Annotated in this window: 25 protein-coding genes and 1 other annotated feature; of the genes, 8 read left to right on the top strand and 17 right to left on the bottom strand. The window is 60.3% G+C overall.

Annotated elements, in window-relative coordinates:
- Positions 1-139: 139 nt before the first annotated feature.
- From ACP0KA_RS19065 to ACP0KA_RS19025, 9 genes are all read right to left on the bottom strand, one after another.
- Positions 140-460: a DMT family transporter gene (locus ACP0KA_RS19065; RefSeq protein ID WP_424630297.1), complete on the bottom strand. Its 321-nt coding sequence runs from the start codon at positions 458-460 to the stop codon at positions 140-142.
- Between the two features lie 127 nt (positions 461-587).
- Positions 588-1,043, bottom strand: coding sequence for a carboxymuconolactone decarboxylase family protein (locus tag ACP0KA_RS19060; RefSeq protein ID WP_424630296.1), 456 nt, complete (start codon positions 1,041-1,043; stop codon positions 588-590).
- A gap of 137 nt (positions 1,044-1,180) precedes the next feature.
- Positions 1,181-1,996 (bottom strand): alpha/beta fold hydrolase, encoded by an 816-nt coding sequence (locus tag ACP0KA_RS19055; protein ID WP_424630295.1) that lies wholly within the window; start codon positions 1,994-1,996, stop codon positions 1,181-1,183.
- A gap of 7 nt (positions 1,997-2,003) precedes the next feature.
- Positions 2,004-2,855, bottom strand: coding sequence for an alpha/beta fold hydrolase (locus tag ACP0KA_RS19050; protein WP_424630294.1), 852 nt, complete (start codon positions 2,853-2,855; stop codon positions 2,004-2,006).
- Positions 2,856-3,040: 185 nt separating this feature from the next.
- Positions 3,041-3,910 (bottom strand): alpha/beta fold hydrolase, encoded by an 870-nt coding sequence (locus tag ACP0KA_RS19045; RefSeq protein WP_424630293.1) that lies wholly within the window; start codon positions 3,908-3,910, stop codon positions 3,041-3,043.
- Between the two features lie 20 nt (positions 3,911-3,930).
- Positions 3,931-4,533, bottom strand: a complete 603-nt coding sequence (locus tag ACP0KA_RS19040; protein WP_424630292.1) for a 5'-methylthioadenosine nucleosidase — start codon at positions 4,531-4,533, stop codon at positions 3,931-3,933.
- 132 nt (positions 4,534-4,665) lie between these two features.
- Positions 4,666-5,493 (bottom strand): alpha/beta fold hydrolase, encoded by an 828-nt coding sequence (locus ACP0KA_RS19035; RefSeq protein WP_424630291.1) that lies wholly within the window; start codon positions 5,491-5,493, stop codon positions 4,666-4,668.
- Positions 5,494-5,549: 56 nt separating this feature from the next.
- A complete protein-coding gene (locus tag ACP0KA_RS19030; protein WP_424630290.1) occupies positions 5,550-6,395 on the bottom strand; it encodes an SDR family oxidoreductase in 846 nt (281 codons plus the stop codon).
- Between the two features lie 305 nt (positions 6,396-6,700).
- A complete protein-coding gene (locus tag ACP0KA_RS19025) occupies positions 6,701-8,122 on the bottom strand; it encodes a PLP-dependent aminotransferase family protein (RefSeq protein ID WP_424630289.1) in 1,422 nt (473 codons plus the stop codon).
- 396 nt (positions 8,123-8,518) lie between these two features.
- Between ACP0KA_RS19025 and ACP0KA_RS19020 the strand changes: the two genes are divergently transcribed.
- Positions 8,519-8,842: an NAD(P)H-dependent oxidoreductase gene (locus ACP0KA_RS19020; RefSeq protein WP_424630288.1), complete on the top strand. Its 324-nt coding sequence runs from the start codon at positions 8,519-8,521 to the stop codon at positions 8,840-8,842.
- Between the two features lie 7 nt (positions 8,843-8,849).
- Here ACP0KA_RS19020 and ACP0KA_RS19015 read toward each other — a convergent pair whose 3' ends face one another.
- The 3 genes from ACP0KA_RS19015 to ACP0KA_RS19005 all read right to left on the bottom strand — a co-directional run bounded on the left by ACP0KA_RS19015 (position 8,850) and on the right by ACP0KA_RS19005 (position 11,069).
- Positions 8,850-10,307, bottom strand: coding sequence for a DUF1254 domain-containing protein (locus ACP0KA_RS19015; RefSeq protein ID WP_424630287.1), 1,458 nt, complete (start codon positions 10,305-10,307; stop codon positions 8,850-8,852).
- Between the two features lie 106 nt (positions 10,308-10,413).
- A complete protein-coding gene (locus ACP0KA_RS19010; protein WP_424630286.1) occupies positions 10,414-10,743 on the bottom strand; it encodes a HigA family addiction module antitoxin in 330 nt (109 codons plus the stop codon).
- A gap of 92 nt (positions 10,744-10,835) precedes the next feature.
- Positions 10,836-11,069: a hypothetical protein gene (locus ACP0KA_RS19005; protein ID WP_424630285.1), complete on the bottom strand. Its 234-nt coding sequence runs from the start codon at positions 11,067-11,069 to the stop codon at positions 10,836-10,838.
- A gap of 277 nt (positions 11,070-11,346) precedes the next feature.
- Here ACP0KA_RS19005 and ACP0KA_RS19000 point away from each other — a divergent pair, with 277 nt between their 5' ends.
- On the top strand, positions 11,347-11,664 hold the full coding sequence (locus ACP0KA_RS19000; RefSeq protein ID WP_424630284.1) for a hypothetical protein: 318 nt from the start codon (positions 11,347-11,349) through the stop codon (positions 11,662-11,664).
- A complete protein-coding gene (locus tag ACP0KA_RS18995) occupies positions 11,661-11,876 on the top strand; it encodes a hypothetical protein (protein ID WP_424630283.1) in 216 nt (71 codons plus the stop codon). The genes ACP0KA_RS19000 and ACP0KA_RS18995 overlap by 4 nt, the downstream gene beginning before the upstream one ends.
- Here ACP0KA_RS18995 and ACP0KA_RS18990 read toward each other — a convergent pair.
- Positions 11,873-13,312: an FAD-binding oxidoreductase gene (locus ACP0KA_RS18990; RefSeq protein WP_424630282.1), complete on the bottom strand. Its 1,440-nt coding sequence runs from the start codon at positions 13,310-13,312 to the stop codon at positions 11,873-11,875. The two genes, ACP0KA_RS18995 and ACP0KA_RS18990, sit on opposite strands and share 4 nt — an antisense overlap.
- Positions 13,313-13,834: 522 nt before the next feature.
- Between ACP0KA_RS18990 and ACP0KA_RS18985 the strand changes: the two genes are divergently transcribed.
- Positions 13,835-15,238 (top strand): FAD-binding oxidoreductase, encoded by a 1,404-nt coding sequence (locus ACP0KA_RS18985; protein ID WP_424630281.1) that lies wholly within the window; start codon positions 13,835-13,837, stop codon positions 15,236-15,238.
- 5 nt (positions 15,239-15,243) lie between these two features.
- Here the strand turns inward: ACP0KA_RS18985 and ACP0KA_RS18980 are convergent, their stop codons facing one another.
- A complete protein-coding gene (locus ACP0KA_RS18980; protein ID WP_424630280.1) occupies positions 15,244-16,488 on the bottom strand; it encodes an alpha/beta hydrolase in 1,245 nt (414 codons plus the stop codon).
- 112 nt (positions 16,489-16,600) lie between these two features.
- Between ACP0KA_RS18980 and ACP0KA_RS18975 the strand changes: the two genes are divergently transcribed.
- On the top strand, positions 16,601-16,972 hold the full coding sequence (locus ACP0KA_RS18975) for a GYD domain-containing protein (RefSeq protein WP_424630279.1): 372 nt from the start codon (positions 16,601-16,603) through the stop codon (positions 16,970-16,972).
- Positions 16,973-17,329: 357 nt separating this feature from the next.
- Here ACP0KA_RS18975 and ACP0KA_RS18970 read toward each other — a convergent pair whose 3' ends face one another.
- Positions 17,330-17,641 carry a hypothetical protein gene (locus tag ACP0KA_RS18970; protein WP_424630278.1) on the bottom strand — a complete coding sequence of 104 codons (312 nt, stop codon included), beginning with the start codon at positions 17,639-17,641 and terminating at the stop codon, positions 17,330-17,332.
- Positions 17,642-17,851: 210 nt separating this feature from the next.
- Positions 17,852-17,904: a sequence feature (sul1 is cis-regulatory element that is thought to sense ions involved in sulfur or methionine metabolism; They are found in Alphaproteobacteria), on the top strand.
- A gap of 86 nt (positions 17,905-17,990) precedes the next feature.
- On the opposite strand from ACP0KA_RS18970, the gene ACP0KA_RS18965 reads away from it, so the two are divergent.
- A complete protein-coding gene (locus ACP0KA_RS18965; protein WP_424631657.1) occupies positions 17,991-19,472 on the top strand; it encodes a SulP family inorganic anion transporter in 1,482 nt (493 codons plus the stop codon).
- Between the two features lie 115 nt (positions 19,473-19,587).
- On the opposite strand, the gene ACP0KA_RS18960 is transcribed toward ACP0KA_RS18965, so the two are convergent.
- Complete coding sequence (locus ACP0KA_RS18960) at positions 19,588-20,910, bottom strand: amidohydrolase family protein (RefSeq protein WP_424630277.1); 1,323 nt, start codon at positions 20,908-20,910, stop codon at positions 19,588-19,590.
- A gap of 386 nt (positions 20,911-21,296) precedes the next feature.
- On the opposite strand from ACP0KA_RS18960, the gene ACP0KA_RS18955 reads away from it, so the two are divergent.
- Positions 21,297-21,845: a GFA family protein gene (locus tag ACP0KA_RS18955; protein WP_424630276.1), complete on the top strand. Its 549-nt coding sequence runs from the start codon at positions 21,297-21,299 to the stop codon at positions 21,843-21,845.
- A 402-nt stretch (positions 21,846-22,247) separates the two neighbouring features.
- Positions 22,248-22,697: a hypothetical protein gene (locus ACP0KA_RS18950; protein ID WP_424630275.1), complete on the top strand. Its 450-nt coding sequence runs from the start codon at positions 22,248-22,250 to the stop codon at positions 22,695-22,697.
- A gap of 2 nt (positions 22,698-22,699) precedes the next feature.
- Here ACP0KA_RS18950 and ACP0KA_RS18945 read toward each other — a convergent pair whose 3' ends face one another.
- A complete protein-coding gene (locus ACP0KA_RS18945) occupies positions 22,700-22,927 on the bottom strand; it encodes a hypothetical protein (protein WP_424630274.1) in 228 nt (75 codons plus the stop codon).
- Between the last annotated feature and the right edge of the window lie 324 nt (positions 22,928-23,251).

Here is a 23,251-nt window from a genome sequence, read left to right as displayed (position 1 = left end):
CGCAAATTCGTCCGCGACAACTCCGCAACCCACCCCCGTCCGGCTGGCGATGTCCGCATGCCGGATGGACGCGACAAAACTCAACCAAGATAGTCCACCGGCCGTGATGCCGATAGGCCTTCCGGTGCGTGCATCACCCTCAGTTTCCCGTGATCAGCTTCAGTCCGATCACGCCTGCCAGAATGAGCGCGATGCAAAAGATCCGGGTGGGCGCAGCGGAGTCGCCCAATATCACCATTCCCAGAATCGCGGTGCCTGCCGCGCCGATGCCGGTCCAGACAGCGTAGGCTGTTCCCACCGGCAAGGTTCGGAGCGCGAGCGACAGAAGATAGACGCTCGACAGGCCGGTGACGACGGTGAACAGCCCGGGGATCAGTTGCGTGAAACCCGCCGACCACTTCATGCCGAGCGCAAATGCGATTTCGAAAAGGCCGGCGATGCTCAGCAATGTCCATGCCATCTGTGAAAGTGTCCTTCGTTATGCAACCGAGCGCCCTCACCCGGCGCAGCTTTGACACCGGCCATGGCTTCAAGGCGCGAGCGAGGGCGACTGGATCACCACCCGCGCAGCGCTCGCGTATCATGCTTCAAGCTTTCACGGCGGCGGCGGGCGGCACGCGGAACGACACGCCAAGGCGATTGAAGGCGTTCATCAAACCGATCGCATAGGTGAGATCGGCAAGCTCCTTGTCGCTGAACTCGGCTTTGGCCGCGTCGTAGTCCGCATCGGGAACGCCAGTCTCGGACACACGCGTGACGGTCTCAGCCCACGCGAGCGCTGCACGTTCGCGTTGCGTAAAGACGTCGCGGGATTCGTGCCACACCGGCACCAGCACTAGCTTGTCCACCGCGAGGCCGTCCTTCAGCAGATCGCGGGAATGCATGTCGATGCAGTAGGCGCAGCCGTTGATCTGCGACACCCGCAGATAGACAAGATTGATCAGCTCTTTCGGCAGGCCGCTTTTCTGAACCGCGACGTAGACGCCTCCAAAAGCCTTGTAACCCTCAGGCGCCGCCTTGGCGTAATCGATACGATTGCTCATGATTGAATCCTTGAAATTGGTTCGTTTCAGGATTCGATCATGCGGCATCTTGGCCCACTCAGGAAGGACCATGATGCGCCATATGGACTAGACCATGATTCTGGTTGCTTCGATCTTACCGAGAGATCGCCCCTGAACTACACGTGAGCAACCTCGATAAGCTCCAGGATACTCGGGTTGATTTCGGACGCATACGTGATTGGCAACAGGTGATCCGCCGCTGGAAGGTGTATGTGCCGGGCCTGCGGCATGATTGACGCAAGACGCTTCACAAACTGCTGCATCGCCAGCGGTGACGCACCTCCTGAAAACAGCAATGTCGGCACCGTCAGCCGCCGGGCTGCCTCGCCAATCCCCGCTTCACCAAAGACTGCCGCAAAATCTCCGGCAAGCTTGTTGGCACGTTCGAGGAAGGCCACCTTCTTGTGCGATGACAGCCGTTCCCAATATCCCGCCCCGTGCCAATATCTGAGGAACCTTTTTACAGCGAGCTCCTTCTCGCCTGACCATATCGGCGAACAAATATACTCGCACTCTCGAATAAAGAGTTCGTACATGGCGCGATCGGTATCTTGTTCAAGCAAGATCAACGGCAATACCGGCTCGATAAGTGTCAAGCTCCGAACCCGGTGCGCATGACGTCCGCTGGTCGCGAGCTTGAACGCGACAGCACCACCGAACGAATGTCCCAAAAGATGAATCGGGCCGGTAAGCGCGTCCAGTTTCTCGGAAACATGCTCGGCCTCGATCTCCAGCGTGGACGGCGCGGGATCAAGCCAAGGCGTGTTCCCGCCGTACCCCCGGATGTCAGGCGCTACGGCGTTGTATCTGGTGCCGCACGCTTCAATGAGTTCGGCCCATTGCTGCCCGGAGCCCAGCGAGCAGTGCAAGGCCACGACGTTATCCGGTACATTGTCGTTTACCGGCAGCTGTACATCTTTCAACGCAGTCATCGAGGCGTTACGCTCCTGCCTTCGCCCCTAACGAAGCCCCTGCGGACTTCGACTGCGCGACATCGATGAATTGCAGGATCTGCGGGTTGATCTCGGAAGCATGCGTGACCGACAACATATGGCCTGCTTCCGGGAGATGAACGTGCCGGGAGTGCGGCATCATAGATGCGAGCCGCTTCACGATCTGCTGCGTGGGGAGCGGCGACTTCCCCCCTGAGAATAGCAATGTCGGCACCATGAGACGCCGGGCAGCCACGCATACGCCCGTTTCGTCGAAGATCGCCGAGAAATCGCCGGCAAGCTTGGTGACCCGCTCCAGCAAGGCCACCTTCCTGTTCGGTGATAGGCTGTCCCAAGATCGCGGCCCGTTCCAGAACGTAAGGAATCTCTCCAGGGAAAGCTCTCTATCGCCGGACCATAGCGGCGCACAGATATGTGCAGCCCCCCGGGCAAAGAGTTCGTACAAGGGGCGATCATCATCTTGTTCGAGCAAAATCGCCGGCAATACGGGCTCGATCAATGTCAGGCTTCGAATCCGGTGCGTATAACGCCCACGGGTCGCGAGCTTGAATGCGACCGCGCCACCGAACGAATGTCCTACGAGATGAATCGGGCCTGTGAGCGCGCTCAACTCCTCGGAGAGATGCTCGACCTCCATATCCAGTCTTGACGGCGCGGGATCAGAACAAGGCGCATCCCTGCCGTAGCCCGAGATATCGGGAGCGACAGCGTGATATCTGCCCCCGCTCGCGTCAAAAAGTTTGGCCCATTGCTGCCCGGAGCTCAGCGAGCAGTGCAAGGCCACGATGTTGTCCGTTGAGTTGTCGATCACGGGCGGTTGCAGGTATATCACAGTCATTGCTTTCTCCGCTGGTCCATTTACGCGTCGCAAACAAGCATTGCGTTCAACCGATTCCAAAAGAGGTAGGCGCCGCTGGCGCTCCACTCCTCACGCGTATCGTCATCCGCAGTACGCGATGCAACCATGTTGGCAGGTGTCCTTGCTGAGCTGCGACGGCGAGAACTCAACCGTCGATATTGGCCTTACTGAGCGAATGCCGTCCCCAACGCGGCCATCAAATGCAACGCGGTTCCAGATTGCGCCTGAGCCATATCGACATGTTGCAGGATCGTCGGGTTGAGTTTGGCAGCGTGTGTGACGCACAGCATGTGGCCTGCTTCCGGCATATGGACGTGCCGCGCGTTCGGAATTGCCGATGTCAGACGCTTCACGATCTGCTGCGCCGGCAGTGGGGAATTCCCTCCTGAAAGCAGCAATGTCGGCACCGTCAATCGCCGGGCCGCCTCGCCTACTCCCATTTCCTCGAAGGCCGCCGAGAAATCGCCGCCAACCTTGTTGACGCGCTCCAGCATCGCCACCCTGGTGTTGGGCGGCAGGATGTCCCAGGATCGACGCCCATTCCAGAACGTCAAGAACCTCTGCAAAGCGAGCCGCTTTTGCCCGCGCCATAGCGGCGTGCAGACGCGAACGCACTCATGGGCAAAGAGTTCGTAGTAAGGACGATCGGCGTCCAATTCGAACAGGATCGACGGCAATACGGGCTCGATAAGTGTCAGGCTCCGCACCCGGTGCGCATAACGTCCGCTGGTCGCAAGCTTGAATGCGATCGAACCACCGAACGAATGTCCAACGAGATGGATCGGGCCTGCAAGGGCCTCCAGTTTTTCCGAGAGATACTCGGCCTCTGTGTCCAGCCGTGAGGGTGCAGGCTCAAGGCAAAGTGAATTGCTGCCGTAACCCTCGAGGTCGGGAGCAACAACGTGATATTTCCTGCCGCAAGCCTCGATCAATTTGGCCCATTGTTGCCCTGAACTCAGCGAACCGTGCAAGGCCACGATGTTGTCTGGCCCGTTATCGTTCATCGGCCGCCGCAGCTGGATCAATTCATTCATTGCTTTCTCCGCTGATTGACTCAAGCATCGCAAACAAGCATTGCGTTCAGCCGCTCCCAAAAGAGTTCTGCCCCGATCCCGCAATTCGCCTCCCACTCATCGTGGGCATCGTCATCCGCAGAGTCGGTGACATGCTTGAACGCACGCCACGGCACGCCGAAGCGCTTGCAGGCGCTGGCGATGGCAAACAGCTCCATATCGACGACATCGACTTTGTTTTCGGTCAGCCACGGATCGTCCGACATCACGAAACTGTCGCCGGTGCCGCAGACCCAGCCGACGTGGCCCGAGTCCAGGATGTGGCTGTTCAGACTGTCTTCACAGAACGGTGTGACACCGCGCGGCGCGAGCGGCATTGCCATCATGTCGCGCTGGATCACCCGCGAGATTTCAATCAGGCCGTGGAGGTTCTTGCTGATCTTGCCGCAGGTGCCATAGTTGACGACAAGGGCTCGCTTTTCGCTGAGAAGCGCCTGCGCCGTCGCCAGCGCCGCGTTGACTTTTCCAACGCCGATAAACGCAACTTCCACGCCATCGATGGCGCGCCCGGCGTCCAGCTCGCTCGTCAGTGCGGTCACGATCAGGATCGGGCGCTTCCGCACTGCGTTGTCCCCAAAATTCATGATGTACGTCCCGCTGCAAAGGTAATCGAGCGGGCAAATACACATGACGCACATTGCGCCCCGATTGCGGTTTTTGGGTTCTGCGTTACAGCGGTAACGTCTTCAAGGCGAAGGTCGGCCGCGGCTTTGAATTTATGACTTCACGCCAACGTCGTTCAGAAAGCGTTCGAGATAGGGATTGAAATCATCCGGTGCTTCCCAGAACGGCGCGTGGCCGCACGCGCCGAGGCGATGACAACGGCCTTCCCACAGATTGGCATAGGGGATTGTGTCGAAGTAATCGAGATTGATGATCCTGTCCGCGCCGCCGTTGATCACCGCGAGCGGGATCGACTTGGTCTCGACCGCACGACGCGGATCTATCCCCAATCCCTCGCGGAGCCCTTCGAACAAGCGCTTGCGGAAGCGGCCATCACAGCGTTTGACAGCCTCGATCAGGAAAGGCTCAGCGGAGGCGCCGAAGATCGCGCCGATGTAACCCTTGATCTCCTCCTGCGTGAGATGTTCGCGGCCGGCAGCGCCCGTTTGCGGAGAACCCGTGAAACCCTCGGCGAAATTGTCGCGCCCCACGGGCGGCGCGCCGACCACCATCATACCCTTCACACCTGGAAAGCGCGACGCCATCTCAATTGCGATATGTCCGCCGAGCGACCAGCCAAACAGAATGACCTCATCGATGCCGAGCTTGCCGAGGAGCTCGATCGCAGCATCAGCCAGTCCCGGAAGCGTATAAGAGCGATGGGGATCGTGGGCATTTCCGGAGTCACCGTGACCGGGAAGGTCGAAAGCAATCAGCCGGTGATGTTGCGCGAGCTCGCTCTGGAGCTGATGTTGGAATACGCCGCGGGAGGTCGAATTGCCGTGGATCATTAGCACCGGCGTTTCGCCCTCGCCGCGTTCCTCGACAAAAATCTTTGCGTGAGACGTTGCAACGGTGTGCCAACGCGGTGAACTGAGCATCTGTTGATGTCCTTATCTTTCTAAAATGATGCGATTGCCGAGCACGAGTTGGCGCGTCACTTCGCGGTTTCCAACTGTGGCCGGTTGAAATTGCGCATCAGCGCCATATAGGCCTCTTCCGAAGAATCCCGCCGCGCCGCCAGCACCTGCCTCGCATCCTCATTCGGCACATAACGAAGCTGATCCGTCCCATCGGTCGCGGCTGCGAAGATCGACTCCACCACTTTGTCGATGGCTCCGGAATCTGCGCTGCGCAGGATTTCAGCATAGAGCTGGGCAGCATGCCGTGTAAAAGCTTTGTAGTCGTCGGGTATCACAAACCCGGCCCTCTCTCGCTGCGCTCGCGCAGTGAAACCTGTGCCTGGCGCACTGCCCGGCTCAATGATCTTTATCTTGATGCCGAGCCCTTCTAGTTCGTAGGACACCGCTTCTGAAAACCCTTCGAGCGCAAATTTCGATGCGCAATAGAGCGATTCTCCAGCGACCCCGACAGCCCCCGCGGCTGTACTCATAACGATGATCGTACCGGAACGATTGGCGCGGAAATGCGGAAGAATGGCGCGCATCACATCCATGGCGCCCAACACGTTGACGTCGAAATTCTTCTGAATGGCCTCGCGCGGGGCAGCCTCAAAGACACTGAGCAGGCCATAACCGGCATTGTTGACGACAGCATCGATGCGACCAAAGCGGTCGATCCCTTCCGTGATCGCCAGATCGATGCTCTTCCGGTCTTGGACGTCGAGGCGATTGACAATGACGTTTTTCAAAGCGGCCAGCGCTTTGCCGTCGGCAGGATTGCGCATGGTGGCGACAACGTTCCATCCGCGCGCGGCGAACAGCTTCGCGGTTGCTTCACCATAACCCGACGAAGATCCCGTGATCAGAACAGTATCTGACATTCGATTTCCCTTGTTGTTGCTGAATTTCGAGGCTTCGGAATTTCGGGGCTCATGGCGATCATGAGAAGGTCCATGATCAGTCTTGCGTGTTGGGCCACGCCCATTTCATAAGTGAACGACGTGTGTGATCGAGGCGAGCAGCCCGCAACGTGCGGTTTCAAAACACGCACGCCGCTGCGCCCAGCGCCCACAAAAGTCAGAGAACTGTGACTCGCGTTGCGCCGGGATTTCGCTTTTCAGCTTCTTTGTTACAGCGGTAGCAATCTCTCAGTCGTCGACATCGGCGGCACTGCGTTCATCCGGCGTCACATCAGTTTCAGGATGCGCCTACCGAGGTTTTCCGCCGTGCGTTGCGACTCCACATTGGTGAAGTTCAGCAGCAAGGCGGAAGCCTCCTCGCACTGGATCGACCACTCCGAGAGCACGTCCGCGAACAAGCCTTCTTCCTTCATCCGTGCGGCGAGGCGGCGATCCGAGCGCCGGCCGCGCAGCCGCAGGATCAGATGCATGCCGCCCGGCTGTGCATCGATGCGCATATGCTGGCCCAGCACGCTTTCAAGGCCGGCGGCTGTCGCATCGCGGCGTACGGCATAGAGCTTGCGCATGCGCTGGATGTGGCGTGCGAAGTGCCCTTCCGTGATAAAGGCTGTGATGATCGCTTGCGTGAGCTGCGGACTTCCCGCAGCAAGCAGGTTCATGGTCTGCTCGAACTGTTCGACCAGCGTTTCCGGCACCACGAGATAGGCGAGCCGCAGGCTTGGAAACAGCACCTTGCTGAAGGTGCCCGAATAGAGCACGCGCCCGTCGCGGTCCAAACTTTTCAGCGCGGGCAAGGGACGGCTGACATAGCGGTATTCGCCGTCGTAATCGTCCTCGATGATCCATGCCTTGTTTCGGCTGGCCCAGTCCAGCAGTGCCAGACGCCGCGGCAACGACAACGACACGCACAGCGGCGATTGATGCGCGGGCGTGACCACCGCGGCGCGGGCACGCGGCGCGGCCTTCAGGCCATCGGCGACAACCATGCCTTCGCCGTCGATCGGCAACGGCACAGCGGTGATGTTCATATGCTTCAGCAGTTCGCGCGTGGGTGGATATCCCGGGTCTTCGAGCCAGACGCGATCGCCCGCCTTGAGTACGACATGTGCGATCAAAGCGATGGTGTGGCGATATCCCGATGTCACGAACACCTGGGACGGCGAACAGATGATCCCGCGCGACACCTGAAGATAGGCCGCGATCTGCACCCGCAGCGCCGGCAGGCCAGCAATGGCCGGATGCGTCATATCCGACGGCTGCATGGCGCGGACGGAGCGCGCGCTCAGGCGCGCCCAGATCTTGCGCGGAAACACATCCAGCGCGGGCAGGCCCATCTGAAACGGCATGATCGAGTCCGGACGAAAGCTCGGAAGAGCGATGCTGTGAATGGTCTCAAGCATCGGGGCCGCAACAGGCGTGCGCGGCTTGAGATCCGGCGACACGATAGTCCCGGCCTGGCCGCGCGCCTGGATGTAGCCCTCCGCAGCCAGCAGCGAATACGCCGCTTCGATGGTGCCGCGTGCCAGGCCCAATTCCTTGGTCAGCGCGCGAGCCGAGGGAATGCGGTCGCCTGGATTCAGCACGCCGCTCGCAATCGCGCCGCGAAAGCGATCGTAGATCTGACGATAAAACGGCTCGGCCGCTGACGGGTCCAGCGGGGAAATCTTGCCTGTCTTCGCGACGCTCATGGACCACTCAATTCTCTAAGTCGGTGAGAAACGATCAGGCCATCATGACGCGGCGCGGCAGGTCTCAGCAATTCAAAACTGCCTGCTCAGCGATGCCTATTCTGGTCCGTCATCATGGACCATCACAAATGATCATTCATGGACCTTCGGTTGAGGCCATGCGGTTTGTAGATGATTGGCTATCGAAGCGTCCGGGTGTCCGGCCTCACCAACCAAAACAACCGAGATATCGGCCGATGAAAATTCTGCATGTGAGTTGCAGTCCGCGCGGTGCGGCCGCCGAGAGCCACAGGCTCGCCCAGAGCATCATCGGCTTGTTGTGCGAGAACGCCCCCGAGGCGACGGTGATCACCCGCACGCTTGGTGACGGCGCCATCTCGCACATCGATGCGCCTTATGCGACAGTTCAGCATCACGAGCGACGGATACAAAGGCCTGCTCCGCGACCGTCCGGTGTTTGTCGCCATCGCCTCGGGCGCGAAGTTCTCCGGTGAGCACCCGCGGCAGCCGGATTTTCTGACGCCTTATCTCAAAACAGTGCTCGGCGTCATTGGACTGCACGACGTGACGTTCTTCTCTGTTCAGGGAACAGGCCGCGATCCGGATGCCGTCGCGGACATCAGGATCAAGACGGATCAAGTCCTGCGTGCACATTTTCACCGGTTGGCCCTGCGTCCCGGGCTTGCATGGGACGGCCTGCAGGACCACGGTGCCGGCTAAGGCGCGATCATGTCGCGCGATCAGCCTGCATCACCGGCGGCGGTTCCCACGTGCCCGATCCCGGCGGCAGGATTGACGGCGGTTTCGAACGCGGCCAATACATCCGCATCATCACTAGGAAATCGCCTTTCGGGGCGGGCAGCCAGTTGGCCTCCTTGTCCTTCCCCGGCGATTCATTCTGGAAGTACAGCGTCAGCGAGCCATCCGGATTGGGCACCGGCTTGTCGCGCGGGCTCACCGTGAACTTGTTGAGCGGATTGGGATTGAACCACCACCCGCCATCGATGATGTACATGGTGATGGACCAGAAGCCTTCCACCGGCGGCGTCTGCCCCTTCGCAAAGGTCAGTGTGTATTTGTTCGCGCCTGAAAGCCGCCGTCCCGCGCCGTCCTGCATGGCATATGGATAGACAGCATCCGCCGCGAGATTTGCAGGCCAGCCGAACGCCGCGACCAGCGCACGCGCCAGATAGTTCGTGCCGTAAGCGCCCGCAGCGCTCGGAATATGCCAGCCGTTGCGGAGGTAGCCGGACTCCGTTTGCGCGGCGGCGATCTTTGCCCATGCTTTCTTCGGCACATCCTTCAGTGAAGCCTGCGTCACCGCATCGAGCTTCGACATATCGAACGACTTGCCCGGCACGAGGCCGATCTTCGCCATGCGAGCCACCATCGGTGCGTCTTCGGGTGCAGGCGGCGCGGCCTCGCCCATCAGCCGCGTCATCATGTTGAAGTAAGCCTGCGTATCCATGGCGTCGATCACCGCCTGCGGCTTGTCGGTCATGCTGAAGCCGGGATTTGGATCGACCTTGGCAGGCGGCGGCGTGTACGGCTTGCCGTAAGCACTGAGCGGCACCACCGCATATTTATCCTGCAACGCATTCACCGCCTTGAAATCCGCATCGCTGCCGTCGGCGTAAGTCCGCCCGAGAATGACGAAGTAGCGCGTCGGCGATTTGATGTGCTGCATGCCCGAGGGCACTTTGCCCTTCCACCCCGGGCCGGTGAGCAGATACGTCGCCGCGGCACCGCCCGCAGTGCGCCGGCTCGGCACCGCAAACACGGGCATCCAGAGACTGTACATCGGAAACAGATAGAAGCGCTTGCCCATGTCCGGGTGAGAGAACACCACCGGCTCGGGGCCGACATCGAGCCACACCAGCGAATAAAGCGTATCGGCGTTCGGGGCGGACACGCCGCGATAATCACCCGGCGGATAGCGCCGCACATTGGTGAACTGTCCCATCGGCGAGCGCAGCGTCTCGGCTTTCTCCACGTTGGTCATCTGCACGCGCGTGACTTCGGTGGTGATCAGCGAATAGCCGTAAATGTAGGCGTCGATGGCGATCTGCTCGGCTTCGGATTGCGCGACCGGAGGCATCTCGGACAGCTGCGCATGCAGTGGATCGCGGATCAACAACGGGGCCGCAAGCAGAGAGCCTGCGGTAAACAGGCGTCGCGTGAACATGATGGCCGCCTTTCGTTGGTTAGGCCAGTCACGTTGACCAAGTTCCCGGAGGCGGACAACTAACCCATTCGGGTATTTCAGCGACGGAGAACCGCGGCGATTTTTCTTAAAAGTCTACGCCGCGGCCTTTGCCTCTGGACGCCGCCGCAACCACGTTCTCGATCTTGTCGAGCGTCTTGCCGATCTTTCGTTCGGCCACTTGCACGTCGTAACGATTTTGCAGATTCAGCCACAGTTGCGCTGAGGTATCGAACGCTTTTCCGAGCCGCAGCGCTGTGTCGGCGGTGATGCCGGTGCCTTCACTCGCAATGCGCTCAATGCGCGTGCGCGGCAGACCGCACACTTTCGCCAACCGGCCCGGCGCCATGTTCAGCGGCTTCAGAAATTCTTCCCGCAGGACTTCGCCCGGATGCATCGGCAGCAGTTTCTTGGCCACTTTCGACCTCCAACACCAGCGTCGGCATCTCGCAAGCCCGGAAGTTCTCCGAGTCGATAAAACCTTGCCGTGCCGCGCTATAACCTACTCCTCTACACCTCCTCCGGCACCTGGCCGAATGACTTCAGGATCACCGCGTCGTCGAAATCGCCGGAGGAAAGATCGCCGGTGCGGCTAAACGCAATGGCACCGCCCTTGCGCGCCATGTATTCGGCGCGGCGCACGGCTTCCGATGCGGTTTGAACTTGTTGGGGGGCACCGGCCACCAGCCGGCCCGCGCTGGTGAATTCAAACGGCTGGGCCACAAAATAAGTCACAGATGTCATTGAGCACGTCTCCCTGCTTGCCCGATAACGTGACTCGATCAAAGGAACAAATCAAGAACATTAAGCTGTGAAAACAGGATGGGAAACGCTCCACGTGAAAGTAGAAAATCTTCTACTCTACCACTTACAGGATCGCGACGCGGCGCCGAGGATGAATTGAGCGAGAGACGGAGAGAACCAGGATGATCACCTTTCAGACGAGACGCATTCGGGAGAGACGTCTGCCCCCCACCACCCGCGCTTCATCCCCCTGCAACATCCAGCGGGAGATCGCCTGATGCCTCGGCCCCAGCGCGCAGCGCGGGACGTGTTCACTTACTTCGTGCTGGCGGATTTCGGCAAAGCCGGCATCGCCTGGGTGGAGCGCAGCGTCAACGACGCCGACCGCAAGACCACCGTGGCGGACATCACCTCCGGCCAGTGGGGTGACGTGATGACGATCCTCGAATGCAATCCGGCGGAGAACATCTGCAACGACGTCACCGAAGAGCTGCTGCGCGAAGCGGGTGTGTGGGACGAGCCGTCGGAGCCGATCGACCGGCAAGCCGCACGCTTCGATCACGCGCGCGATCTGCGCAAGCATGAGGCGGCATGACCATGGAGGCCTCTGTCACGACAAACACCTCCGACCAGCGCCTCGCGGTGGCCCGCCTCACCACTTACTGCGAGATCATCATCACCCGCGGGCTGTTGCCGATAGACAAGGAAATCGCGCTCCGCGCCCTGGTGAACTCAACGTGCAATGCGTTCGACATGGCGAGCGTGGCAGAGAGAGAAAGCCATCCGCGACATTCGTCTGCGGTCTAGGCTGCAGGCCGCTCTGCAGCAGGCTGGACGTTCTGGTTCAAGCGGAACAGGTTGCCCGGATCGTACTTGACCTTCAACGCCGCGAGACGACTGTAATTCGCGCCATAGGCGCTGGGCACACGCTCCGTTTCATCCTCAGGCATGAAGTTGACATAGACGCCACCGGTTGCGTGCGGCGCCGTCTCGGTAAACAGCTGCCGCGCCCAGTCGATCGAGCGCCGCTCGTCGGCCCGGTCCCGCCACCGCGTATGAACGTTCATGACAAAATTCGCACCGCGATGGGGATAGGCCGTGGCGTCGACAGCCACGCGGTTGATGGCGCCGCCGACCTGGCCAATGAAAACCTCGCACTCCGGCGTTGGAAGTCGCGCGGCGTAGCTTGTGAGGATTCCGAACAGGTCATCGCTGAGCTCAACGAAATTGTGCGACTTCCAGTAATTGTAGGCGCCCGGCGTAAGCAACGGGTCGAACGCGCTCTGCCAGGCGGCGTAGGGCTGCATGCCGATGACGTCGGCGATCGGCTGTCCCAATGCGCGAAGCGGCTCCAATGCCCGGTTACCGCTGGCTTCATCATCTGTGTAGCAGACTGCGAAGACGAGGACTTCCTTCCCGTGAACTTCGGGTGGCAAGAATGGCAGAGGCGGCGCTTGTCTGAGCACGACCCACACCGTCAGTTCGTCGGGCGCTCTGGCGGCAACCTCGCGATAGCCTGCGAGGATCTCCTTTGCCCGGGCAAAGGGATGCACAATCAGCCCGGATAGAACCATCGGGCCGACGGAATGCTGGCGAAACTCGAATGAGCTCACCACACCGAAATTGCCGCCGCCCCCATGCAACGCCCAGAACAGATCCGAGTTCTCGGTCGCACTCGCTTGCAGGAGCTCGCCTTCGGCCGTGATCACATCGGCCGAAATGAGGTTATCGCAGGCAAGCCCGAACTTGCGGCTGAGCCATCCGAACCCGCCGCCCAGAGTGAGTCCTGCCACACCGGTGGTCGAGTTGATCCCGAGCGGAGTGGCAAGTCCGAAGGCCTGCGCCTCTCTGTCGAAGTCCGCAAGCGTCGCACCCGGTTCCACCCGTGCGGAGCGGACAACGGGATCTATTCTGACTGAGCGCATCTGGGATAGGTCGATGAGGAGCCCGTCTTCACAGACAGCATTCCCGGCGATGTTGTGGCCGCCGCCACGCACCGCGAGGATAAGACCATGCTCACGCGCGAACCGGACGGCGCGAGCGATATCCGCGGCGCCGCGGCAACGAACGACCGCGCCCGGGTGGCGGTCGATCATCGCATTCCAGATCGTGCGCGCTTCATCGTAGCCCGGTTCCTGAGGCAGGCTGAGGCTGCCCCGTAACGTTTGGCGAAACGCAGCTATGGTATCGCTTCCAAGCGCAATCGCCCCGCCCTGCAGCGAGGCCAGCCGGATCTCGGTCATGGTATGTCCTCCAAAAGGTACGGTGGTGAGGGCTTCGGCAAGCGCCGGCTCTCGTCTTCTGACAGAACCCAAAGCAACCTCTGTGGAGAGAGATGGTTCACTAAAAACGTCTCGTTGACGAAGCTGCCGCCTTGAAAACGCCTCCTGAAGCTTCGTCGAACCAATTCTGTCATGGGTTGGTGCGCAATTCCGTCGCTACCGCGAAGGGCTGAATTTCCACTCTCCTGCAAACTGCTAGATTTGCATGTCGGGCTGTTTTTCTGTCTTGCACGGCAAGCAGCGCGCGCACCTCATCACGCCTTGCAAAATCATCGTCACTTGCGATGACATTCGATTCACACCCGTTTGATTGGACCGTGCTCGTCAATTTATCTTACAAGGAAGACAAGACGAGAAAATCGGGACTGTCGCGATACCCATTCGCGAAGCCGGACCCTTCCCGCAAAGAATCTCGCGCGAAATGATGTGATCAGTGTGTCGAAAGACACATCCCGCCATCACGATCTCGCAGGATTAACTTGAATGAACGCGTCCGATACGGCCGTGCTGAGTCACGCCGAAACTGCCGGTCTCGTAAAACGTGTGGCCGGTCTTGTGTTGATGCCCGACGACCCCGACTTCCAGACCGAATGCGCCACTTTCAATTTGATGACGCCCCTGCACCCCGCTGTGGCCGTCGGCGCGATCTGCGCGGCGGACGTGCAAGCCGCGGTGCGTTTCGCCGCGGGACGGGAATTGCCGATCGCAGTGCTTGCGACGGGACATCAGATGGTGGGCTCCGCGAAGGGCGCGGTGCTGATCAACATGTCGCGGATGAACGCCGTCCACATCAATCCCGCGCGGCATCTCGCGCGAGTCGAAGGCGGCGCCCGCTGGCAACAGGTCCTCGACAGGGCTGACAAGTTCGGCCTCGCTCCGGTGAGCGGGACGTCTCCGACTGTCGGCGTGGTCGGCTATCACCTCGGCGGCGGAGCAAGCCCGATCCTCGGCCGCACCCACGGCTATGCGTCCGACCACATCCAGGCAATCGAGATCGTTACGGCGGACGGCGAGCTGCGGCAGGTCACGCCCCTATCCAATTCGGATCTGTTCTGGGCGCTGCGCGGCGGCAAGGGCAACTTCGGCGTGGTCACCGCGCTGGAGTTCACGCTGTTCCCGATCAGGCGCTTTTACGGCGGCGGTCTGTTCTTCGCGGGCGAACATGCAGGACAAGTGCTGCACCGTTGGCGGGAATGGGTCGTCAACCTGCCGAGAGAAATGAGTTCGTCCATGGCTTTCCTGCGCCTGCCCCCGCTGCCCGACGTGCCGGAGCTGCTGCGGGACAAGTTCGTGATGCACATGCGCTTCTCCTCGCTTCGCTCGCCGGCGGAAGCGGACGGCGTTCTGGCTCCGATGCGCGCCATTGCACCTGCGCTGCTCGATACGATTGCCGAATTGCCGTACCGCGATGCCGGTTCGATGTTCACGGAGCCGCGTGCGCCGGTGCCATGGGTCGAGCGCTCCGTCATGCTGCGCAGCTTTCCTTCCGAGGCTGCCGACGCCTTGCTTGCTCTGCTCGGTCCCAATGCACACACTGACCTCAGCTTCGCAGTGCTGCGGCCGCTCGGCGGTGCGCTGGAACGTCTGCCTGTTGTGCCGGACGCTGTCCCTGGCCGGACCGCGCGCTGGTCGCTGCTCGGCGTGGGTGGCAGCCATCCCGATCTCGCTCTGGCATTCGAGAAGCAACTCACAACCTTGATCGACGCAATGGCACCGTGGGCACAGGACGAGACGGCGCCGAACCTGCTCAGCCCACAGCAGGGCACAACGTCCGAGGAACTGCGCGCGATCTACGGCGCGGAGCGCTATGCCCGGTTGGCCGCGATCAAGAAGCAGTATGATCCGCTCAACCTGTTCCGTGTGAATCACAACATCACGCCGGCCTAGGCATTTCAAAACGCGGTCCGCGCGCAGCCGGGAAGCTGCATATCGTCGGCGAAGCGCGCGATGGTCCACGCGACCAGCGGCGCCTCCAGCGGCGAGCCCGGCTGGATGATCAGACCGTGATCGATACCCATGAACGTCCAGTAGTCGAGCTGCTGGCCGGCCGCGCAACGCTGATCGACATACGTCTTCGTCGCCTCCGGCAGCACCACCACATCGGAGAGTCCTTGCGCGATCAAGAGCGGCGCCGCGATCAGATCCTTCGCGGTGTTCTGCGCCAGCCGTGCGTCCAGCGCCTTATTGATCCTGATGTTCAGCGCGCGGCCATCGAACGATCCAGCAAGCGCTGTGATCCGGAGCGGATCCTCCGGCGGAAGAAAACCACAGAGCCCCGCCATCTCGCGTGCTGCAGTCCGCGCCTCGGGAAGGATCGCGTCGTCGAATGTGATGTCCGGATAAAAGCGGCTGTAGGCCATCGCCAGATAAGGCCCGAGCCGCTTGTCGAGCGGAAGGTTCATGTTCAGGACATCGAGCATGTTGCCCGGCGGGGCGATAGCGGCAACGCCTGCGATCTCCACATCCGGCGCATAACGTGGACCGACGATGCCGGTCCACAGCGCGGCGTGTCCGCCCTGCGAGTGGCCCCACACCACCGTGTGCGGATCCAAATTCAAATCCTGCATCTGCCGCGCCGCGCGAACGGAGTCGAGCCCGGCACGCGCTTCACCTTCACCAATCATGTAGGGATGCGGACCACCCCTCTCCGCGAAAGAATAATCGGTCGCGACAACCACCCATCCGGCCCGCGCGACATGATCGAGCGCAGGAATGCCCGAGGTCGGCGCTGAGACGAGCGATGGCATGCATTTCTGCAGCAAACCCGTGGTGCCATGCTCCCACATGATGACGGGACGCGGCCCCGCCGGCGCATTGGCTGGCGCGAACACGGTGGCGACGGCGGTCGCCGGCGTATTGTCGTCGATGGTGGTCGTGTAAAGAATCCGCCAGCCCCGCAGGCCATACGGTAACGTCACATTCTTCAGCGGCTCGCTGCGCAACAGCACACCCGGCTTATCCGGACGCTCACTTGGCGGATCGTAGAATGCATCCGGTGCGTGAACGGTGACTGCTACGAGCGCATCCCGTGTTGATGATGTCTCCTGCGCCGCCGCGACGGATGGAGCGAGCACGCCAGCTGCGAACAACGAAAGAACAGCGAATTCAACTGATCGAGACCGCGAAGATTTCCACATGGTCGGACTCCACCATGATGGGATCAGCAATCAAATATCACTTGAGCTTAAGCCGCGCGACGCCATGTTGGAAGGGAGTCATCACGTAAGCGCAATCGCAGAGGAGATCCGCATGACGATCTATATCTCGCAAGGCCGCTACACGTCCGCCGCCATCCGCGGCATGTCTGCAAAGCCTGAAGATCGCTCGGAAGCCGTCGCGGAGTTATTCGCTGCCGCTGGTGGCCAGCTCATCGGCTGGTATCTCACGCTGGGACACTACGACTGGCTGATCATTGCCGAAGCGCCGGACGAGCCCACCATGATTTCCGCGGTGCTGGCTGCATCGGCGGGCGGAAGCCTCACCGACATCACCACCACCGTGGCGCTCACCGCGAGTGATACGACAAAGGCATTCCAGCGCGCGGGCGAACTCACCCGGAAATTTAGATCGGCCGGCCGCGCTGATTACTACGGTGTCGGCATCGCCCCAGGCGAAGCGTAAAGGTGCGAGGCGTGAACTGTTATTGTTTGGCCACGGTCTCGCGCACTTCGATGCAACATTCGGGGCATTCAAATACCACGTCGAGCTTTGCAGCACTCCAGTGCGGTTCGACGTTCCTGATTTGCATCGGAAGTCGGTTGCAGCCCGGACACACCATCATTGGCGGATGGGATGCGTGACGCTGCTGATGCAGACTGTATGCTGGCATGGCGGCCCTCCTTCATGGCGGAGCACATTTCCCCAGCTCCGATGAAGCCATGCTGATATTGATGCAGCCGGCATACGGCGGATGCGAGGCAGCCCTCATCAACTCCTGCGAACGCATCACGAACACCCACACAAACTTCGCTTGTGTGACTAATTTGCACGGCCCATGCGCCGTCGCATCCACCGCTTTCGCATATCCTTCACCGCAAAGATAATGAACGCAACAACCGTGGTGAGTTGCGGAACGAGAAGCGTGACGGCAACGCAGGTGACCAGCCAAAGCCCAAGCCACAGCGCATTCCAAGATGTCATGTTGCCGAGAGGCTGCGGCGACTGCGAGGGAAGGAAACACTGAACGACGCACAACCACGGCATGCCGACGATGCGCAATTTATGCGTCGGCAATAGCACACTCAGAAGCAAGATCCACGGGAAGACGATCAACCAGTAGAACAGTGCCATGATCAGGCTCAAGTGTATCACTTCGCTATGTTCAATGAATCGATTCCAAAGAAACAAGCACGGGACCCAGCCAACCCCGATCAGGACAATACCTCGTCGTGTCCACCTGACCCACGGCGCGAGCGGCTGGGCGGTCATCGGATGTTTGTCTCGATTCAAATTCTCCTAAAGCCTTGATATTGCAGCGCAGCATGCTATGAAGAGGCCTTCGTCGGACCCGATTTTTCGGGTGGCTCGGCCGGGCGCCTATCCCCCGGAAACCCTCAGCGCATCGCAAGACAATCTGTCGATATTTTCGCCGACCGGGCAGCAGCCCGGCGCTGCGCTGATCATGTTTGGTCTCTCACACATGAAAGTCCTGCAAACCGTCCGCCGCGAGTGGCTGACGAACATTCCTACCGAAATCATGTCAGGCGTCCTTGTTGCGCTCGCCCTCATCCCGGAAGCCATCGGCTTCGCCATCGTCGCCGGTGTTGATCCGAAGGTGGGCCTCTATGCCTCGTTCAGCATTGCCTGTGTCACCGCCATCGTCGGCGGCCGTCCGGCCATGATTTCCGCCGCTACCGCCTCGACTGCAGTGCTGATGGTGACGCTGGTCCGCGATCACGGCCTGCAATATCTGTTCGCGGCGACGGTCTTGATGGGCGTGCTGCAGATCGCCGCCGGCGTGCTCCGTCTCGGCCTGCTGATGAAGTTCGTCTCACGCTCGGTGATGGTCGGATTTGTCAACGCGCTTGCGATCCTGATCTTCCTGGCCCAGTTGCCGCAACTCACCCATGTTGGCTGGGAAACTTATGCGATGGTCGGCGCGGGGCTCGCGATCATCTATCTCTTTCCTTACGTCACGCGGAAGGTGCCTTCAGCTCTCGTCAGCATTGTCGTTCTGACTGCCTTCACGATCTACTCCGGCATCAAGCTGCGTACCGTCGGTGACATGGGCGAACTGCCCTCAACGCTCCCCTTCTTTGCCATCCCACAGGTCCCGCTCAACCTGGAAACGTTGAAGATCATCCTGCCCTATTCGCTGGCGATGGCCGCAGTTGGGTTGCTGGAGAGCCTGCTCACCGCCACGATCGTGGATGACATGACCGACACCGGCAGCAACAAGAACCGCGAATGCGTCGGTCAGGGCATTGCCAACTTCATTACCGGCTTCATCGGCGGCATGGGCGGCTGCGCCATGATCGGTCAGTCCGTGATCAACGTCACCGCAGGCGCCCGCACGCGATTTTCGACATTCGTCGCGGGAGCTTTCCTGTTGTTCCTGATCGTTGCGATGAGCGATTGGGTCAAGCAGATCCCGATGGCTGCGCTGACCGCCGTGATGATCATGGTCTCGATCAGTACCTTCAAGTGGTCCTCGGTCACGAACCTGCGGTCGAATCCGCTGAGCTCCTCGGTTGTCATGTTGGCGACCGTCATCGCGGTGGTCGCGACCCGTGACCTGTCCATCGGTGTTCTGACAGGTGTCGTGCTGAGCGGCATCTTCTTCGCGGCCAAGGTCGCCCGCTTGCTCGGCATCTCGACGGAGCGATCGGAGGACGGCAAGCAGATCACCTACATGGTCACCGGTCAGGTGTTTTTTGCCTCATCGACCAGCTTTGTCGATGCGTTCGACTATTCGGAAGTGCCGGAGCGCGTGCGAATCGACGTGAGTGCGGCGCATTTCTGGGACATCACCGCCATCGGCGCGCTCGACGACATCGTGCTCAAGCTGCGCCGTCACGGTGCACAGGTCGAAGTGATTGGTCTCAATGAGGCCAGCGCGACCATGGTCGAACGGTTCGGAACGCACCATCGCCCCGATGCGCAGCCAAAGCCTGTCCACTGAGATCGGGACTTATCGAGATCAGGATTATCGAAACCCAGCTCTGTTAAAACCAATGTGGTGCCGGCGACCGGCACCACATTCACCACGCCTCATTGCCCGGTGTCGGCGTGACGCGTTACCGGCTCAGCGTGTTCTTGTAGATCGCGCCGTCCTTCATGATGACCTTGAAGTTGTTCGCGGGATCGGTAATCAGCTTGATGTTCGCCAACGGATCGCCGTCCACCAGCAACAGGTCCGCCAGCGCGCCCTCTTCCACCACGCCAAGCTTGCCCGGATAAGGATTGCGCTTGCCCGACATCGCCAGCAGTTGCGCGTTGGTGCTGGTGGCCATGGCGAGCGTCTCAGCCGGCGTGTACCACTTCACCAGCATGGTGAGTAATTCACCCTGGCGCTGAGCCAACGCGGGCGAGAACAGGATGTCGGTGCCGAACGCGGTCTTCAGTTTGTATTTCTTGGCGAGTTGATACGTCCTGTCGATCCCCTGGAACACCACGCCTGCTTTCACGCGCTGAACCGAGCCCTCGGGGAAGTTGTTCACCATTTCCTCGGCGATCGGCTGCAGGCTGAGCCAAATGTCTTTGTCGGCGAGCAGCTTCGCGGTCGCCTCATCCATCAGGAAGCCGTGCTCGATGCACTTTGCCCCTGCCGCTACCGAGCGCTGGATCGCTTCCGGCGTAAACGCATGGGTGGTGACGTAAGTGCCCCAGTTGCTGGCGGCTTCCACCGCCGCGCGCAGTTCTTCCTCGGTGAAGGTGGTGACGTCAAGCGGACTGTGCGGCGACGACACCCCGCCGCCCGCGGTCAGCTTGATCTGCGATGCGCCTTGCATCAATTGTTCGCGCACGCGCTTGCGCACCTCATCAGGACTGTCCGCCACCATGGCGCCGCCGATCTGCTCCATACGAGTGAGCGAGCCGATCGTGCGCGGCAAATCGGACATCTGGCGGAAATCGCCATGACCACTGGTGATGGTGATCATCGCACCGGACGGAAAGATGCGCGGACCTTCGATGATGCCCGCGTCAATGGCTTGCTTGAGACCGAACACTGGCCCGCCGACGTCGCGCACCGTGGTGAAGCCGCGCATCAGCGTGTCGGTCGCTTCCGCACCGGCCGCAATATTGCTGAAGCCGACATCACCATGGATCGACTGTAACGGATTGAGCCTGATCAACATCGCATGCCAGTGCGCATCGATCAGCCCCGGCATCAGCGTGCGTCCGCCACCGTCGATGATGGTGGTGGTCGCCATCCGGTCCGTCGCGATCGGCGCCGTGGAGATTTTCTCGATCAGGTTGCCACGCACCAGCACGTTGGTCGGCCCGGACAGGGATGCGCTCTTGCCGTCGAACACTTTGACATTGTTGAAGAGCGTCACTCGACTGGCCTGATCGGCTTGCGGAGAGGCCTGCTGGGCTTGGGCCACACTCGTCGACATGAGCGAGGACATCAAGAAAAGAGAAAGAATCAGAGGTGAAAAAGTCAGTGCAACAGTCACGGCCGCCGAGCCAAGCCGGCGGGAAAGCATGGACACCATATGACCCTCCAGGAAGGTAGTGGCAGAAGTCCACGAGAGATCATGATGCTAGCGCGCCTGTTCCAGTACGCCAAGCCGCACGATGAAATGTCATGCTCACGTTTGCGCGTCTCGATGCATTCGCCAACACCGTATGAATGGATTGCTTACAAAGCGCGCGAAATATACGCGCTGATGTCATCGCGCCTTCAAATAAAGCTGCAGTGCAGCGAATGACCCGTTGCCGATATTTCACAATGCCGACAGAATAACTGTCGTAAATGCGGCTCGTGAAATGGGGGGACATGATGAGCCAGAATCCCAAATATCTGTCTGCGATATGCCAATGCGGCAAGGTGAAGTTCGAGGCAACCGGCGCGCCGATCCTGACCGGCGCCTGCTATTGCACGAGCTGCCAGCAAGCCGGACAGCAGATCGCGCAGGCGCCATCCGCGCCGCCGATGCTCGATGCAGACGGAGGAACGAGCTTTGTCCTCTACCGGAAAGACCGCGTTCACTGCGTGACGGGACAAGAGCATCTTGAAGAACGCCGGCTCAAACCGAGCTCTCCGACGCGTCGTGTCGTTGCCACATGTTGTCATTCGGCGATGTTTCTCGACTTCACCAAGGGACACTGGTTGTCGATCTATCGCAATCGCATTCCGGAAGGTGCACCGCCGCTCGAGATGCGGATGATGACAAGCGAGCGGCCCGCGGGCGTGACCATTCCGAGCGACGTGTCTGCCTACGAGCGCCACTCCGCCAAGTTCATGCGAAGGCTGATAGTGGCATGGGTTGCCATGGGCTTCCGCAGGCCTCAAGTGAATTTGGGAAGGACCGCCAGCCGCGCGCCATAAGCGAACGCGGATATCTAAGCGTCTCTCATTGCGGCCGCTGTTTTCAGACCGACGATGCGCTCTGCCCACCGTTTGACCACGCGCACGTCACTTCCTCAAACAAAAGCAGCTTTTTGTCGCGTCGCTGTAACGAAGCGTGTAGCGGGAGCGCTCCGCCACAATTTCTCTCGCGCCTTGCACAGGGTTTTCCGTCGCCACAATTGAACCTCGTCCGTGCGTCGGGCGTCATAAGTCTAAAGAATGATGGTCAACGGCGCATTCTCACGCGGCAGTGAACGCGCGCGGCTTAACCACGAGGAACAAAAATCTGTGAGACAACTTGAATACCCGGGGCATTTTCGTATGTCCGAAACTTCTCCTCGTCAGTGTTCGTAGACCTTCGCGTTTTTTGTTTGGTGTGAGATGCCTGTTTTTCGTTACTTTCTCTATGTCGGAGCGGCGCTGATCGCAGTTTTGTTCGCGATCAACGCGTATGCTCCGCAGGCACCGGCGCCGATGCAGGCGAATGCGCCGGGATTCGATCGCACCACCATCCGGATTACATCGAACCGAGTCGCTGACGCCCCGATCGTCTACGACACCACCCAGCCGACCATTGTCCCACCGCCACGCGTAGCCGAAACCAGGCCGGTTAACACGGCGAATGTGGCGAAGAATGACGGAACCAGCTCGACGGCTGATCGGAGGGTAGAGGCGATGGCGCAGATCGACACGCCGCTGAAGCCCACCGCCTCAAAGCCGAAACCCAAGCCGCGCAAGATCGCCCGCCACGACTACCCCCGACAGCAATACGCGCAACGCCAGGCGTGGGCGCAACAGTCGTTCTTTCCCAACATCTTCGGCAGTTGGTGAGATCAATCCTCGAGCCACATCTCGGTCTTGAGCGCAGTCGCGAAGGCGCTTGCCGCCCGCTCTTCCTGCTCCTCTGAACTCGCTGCCGTCTCGATCATGCTCATGGCGAGCCGCCAGTGCGGCTTGCCTTTGTCTGCCGGGTTGAGCCGCTGGATGAAGATTGCGGCCTCGCTGGGATTCACAATCACCCCGCCCCCGAGCTCAGGGTGCAATCTGAAAGGTCCAAACATCGTAAAAATCCTGATCCGCAATGCGCTCAGGATGTCGTGCAAGTTCCATTCTGTCGAGAGGTAGCACGGTGGGTGCGGCAACGATGCACTATGGAACTTATCCAGATAGCGTCCGGAACCGGACCAAAAATGCCTCTAAACAGGGCTCGCATCCGGGCGGAACCCGACGTATCGTCGTTCCCATCACCGCTTCCCGACTTGGCATCACCGGTGACTGAAAGTTTTGTGCTTTCGCCTCAGTCCTGAGAGCGCAATGACAAGTCGTGACCTCTGCCCCCGCTGCCAATCGGAGATGACTGTCGTCTTCGAAGGCCGCCGCCGCTC

Origin of the sequence: Bradyrhizobium sp. SYSU BS000235 (genome assembly GCF_049747295.1) — a bacterium.
GTDB lineage: Bacteria > Pseudomonadota > Alphaproteobacteria > Rhizobiales > Xanthobacteraceae > Afipia.
Note: the sequence above shows the minus strand (reverse complement) of the source record. Positions and strands in the feature narration are given on the sequence as shown.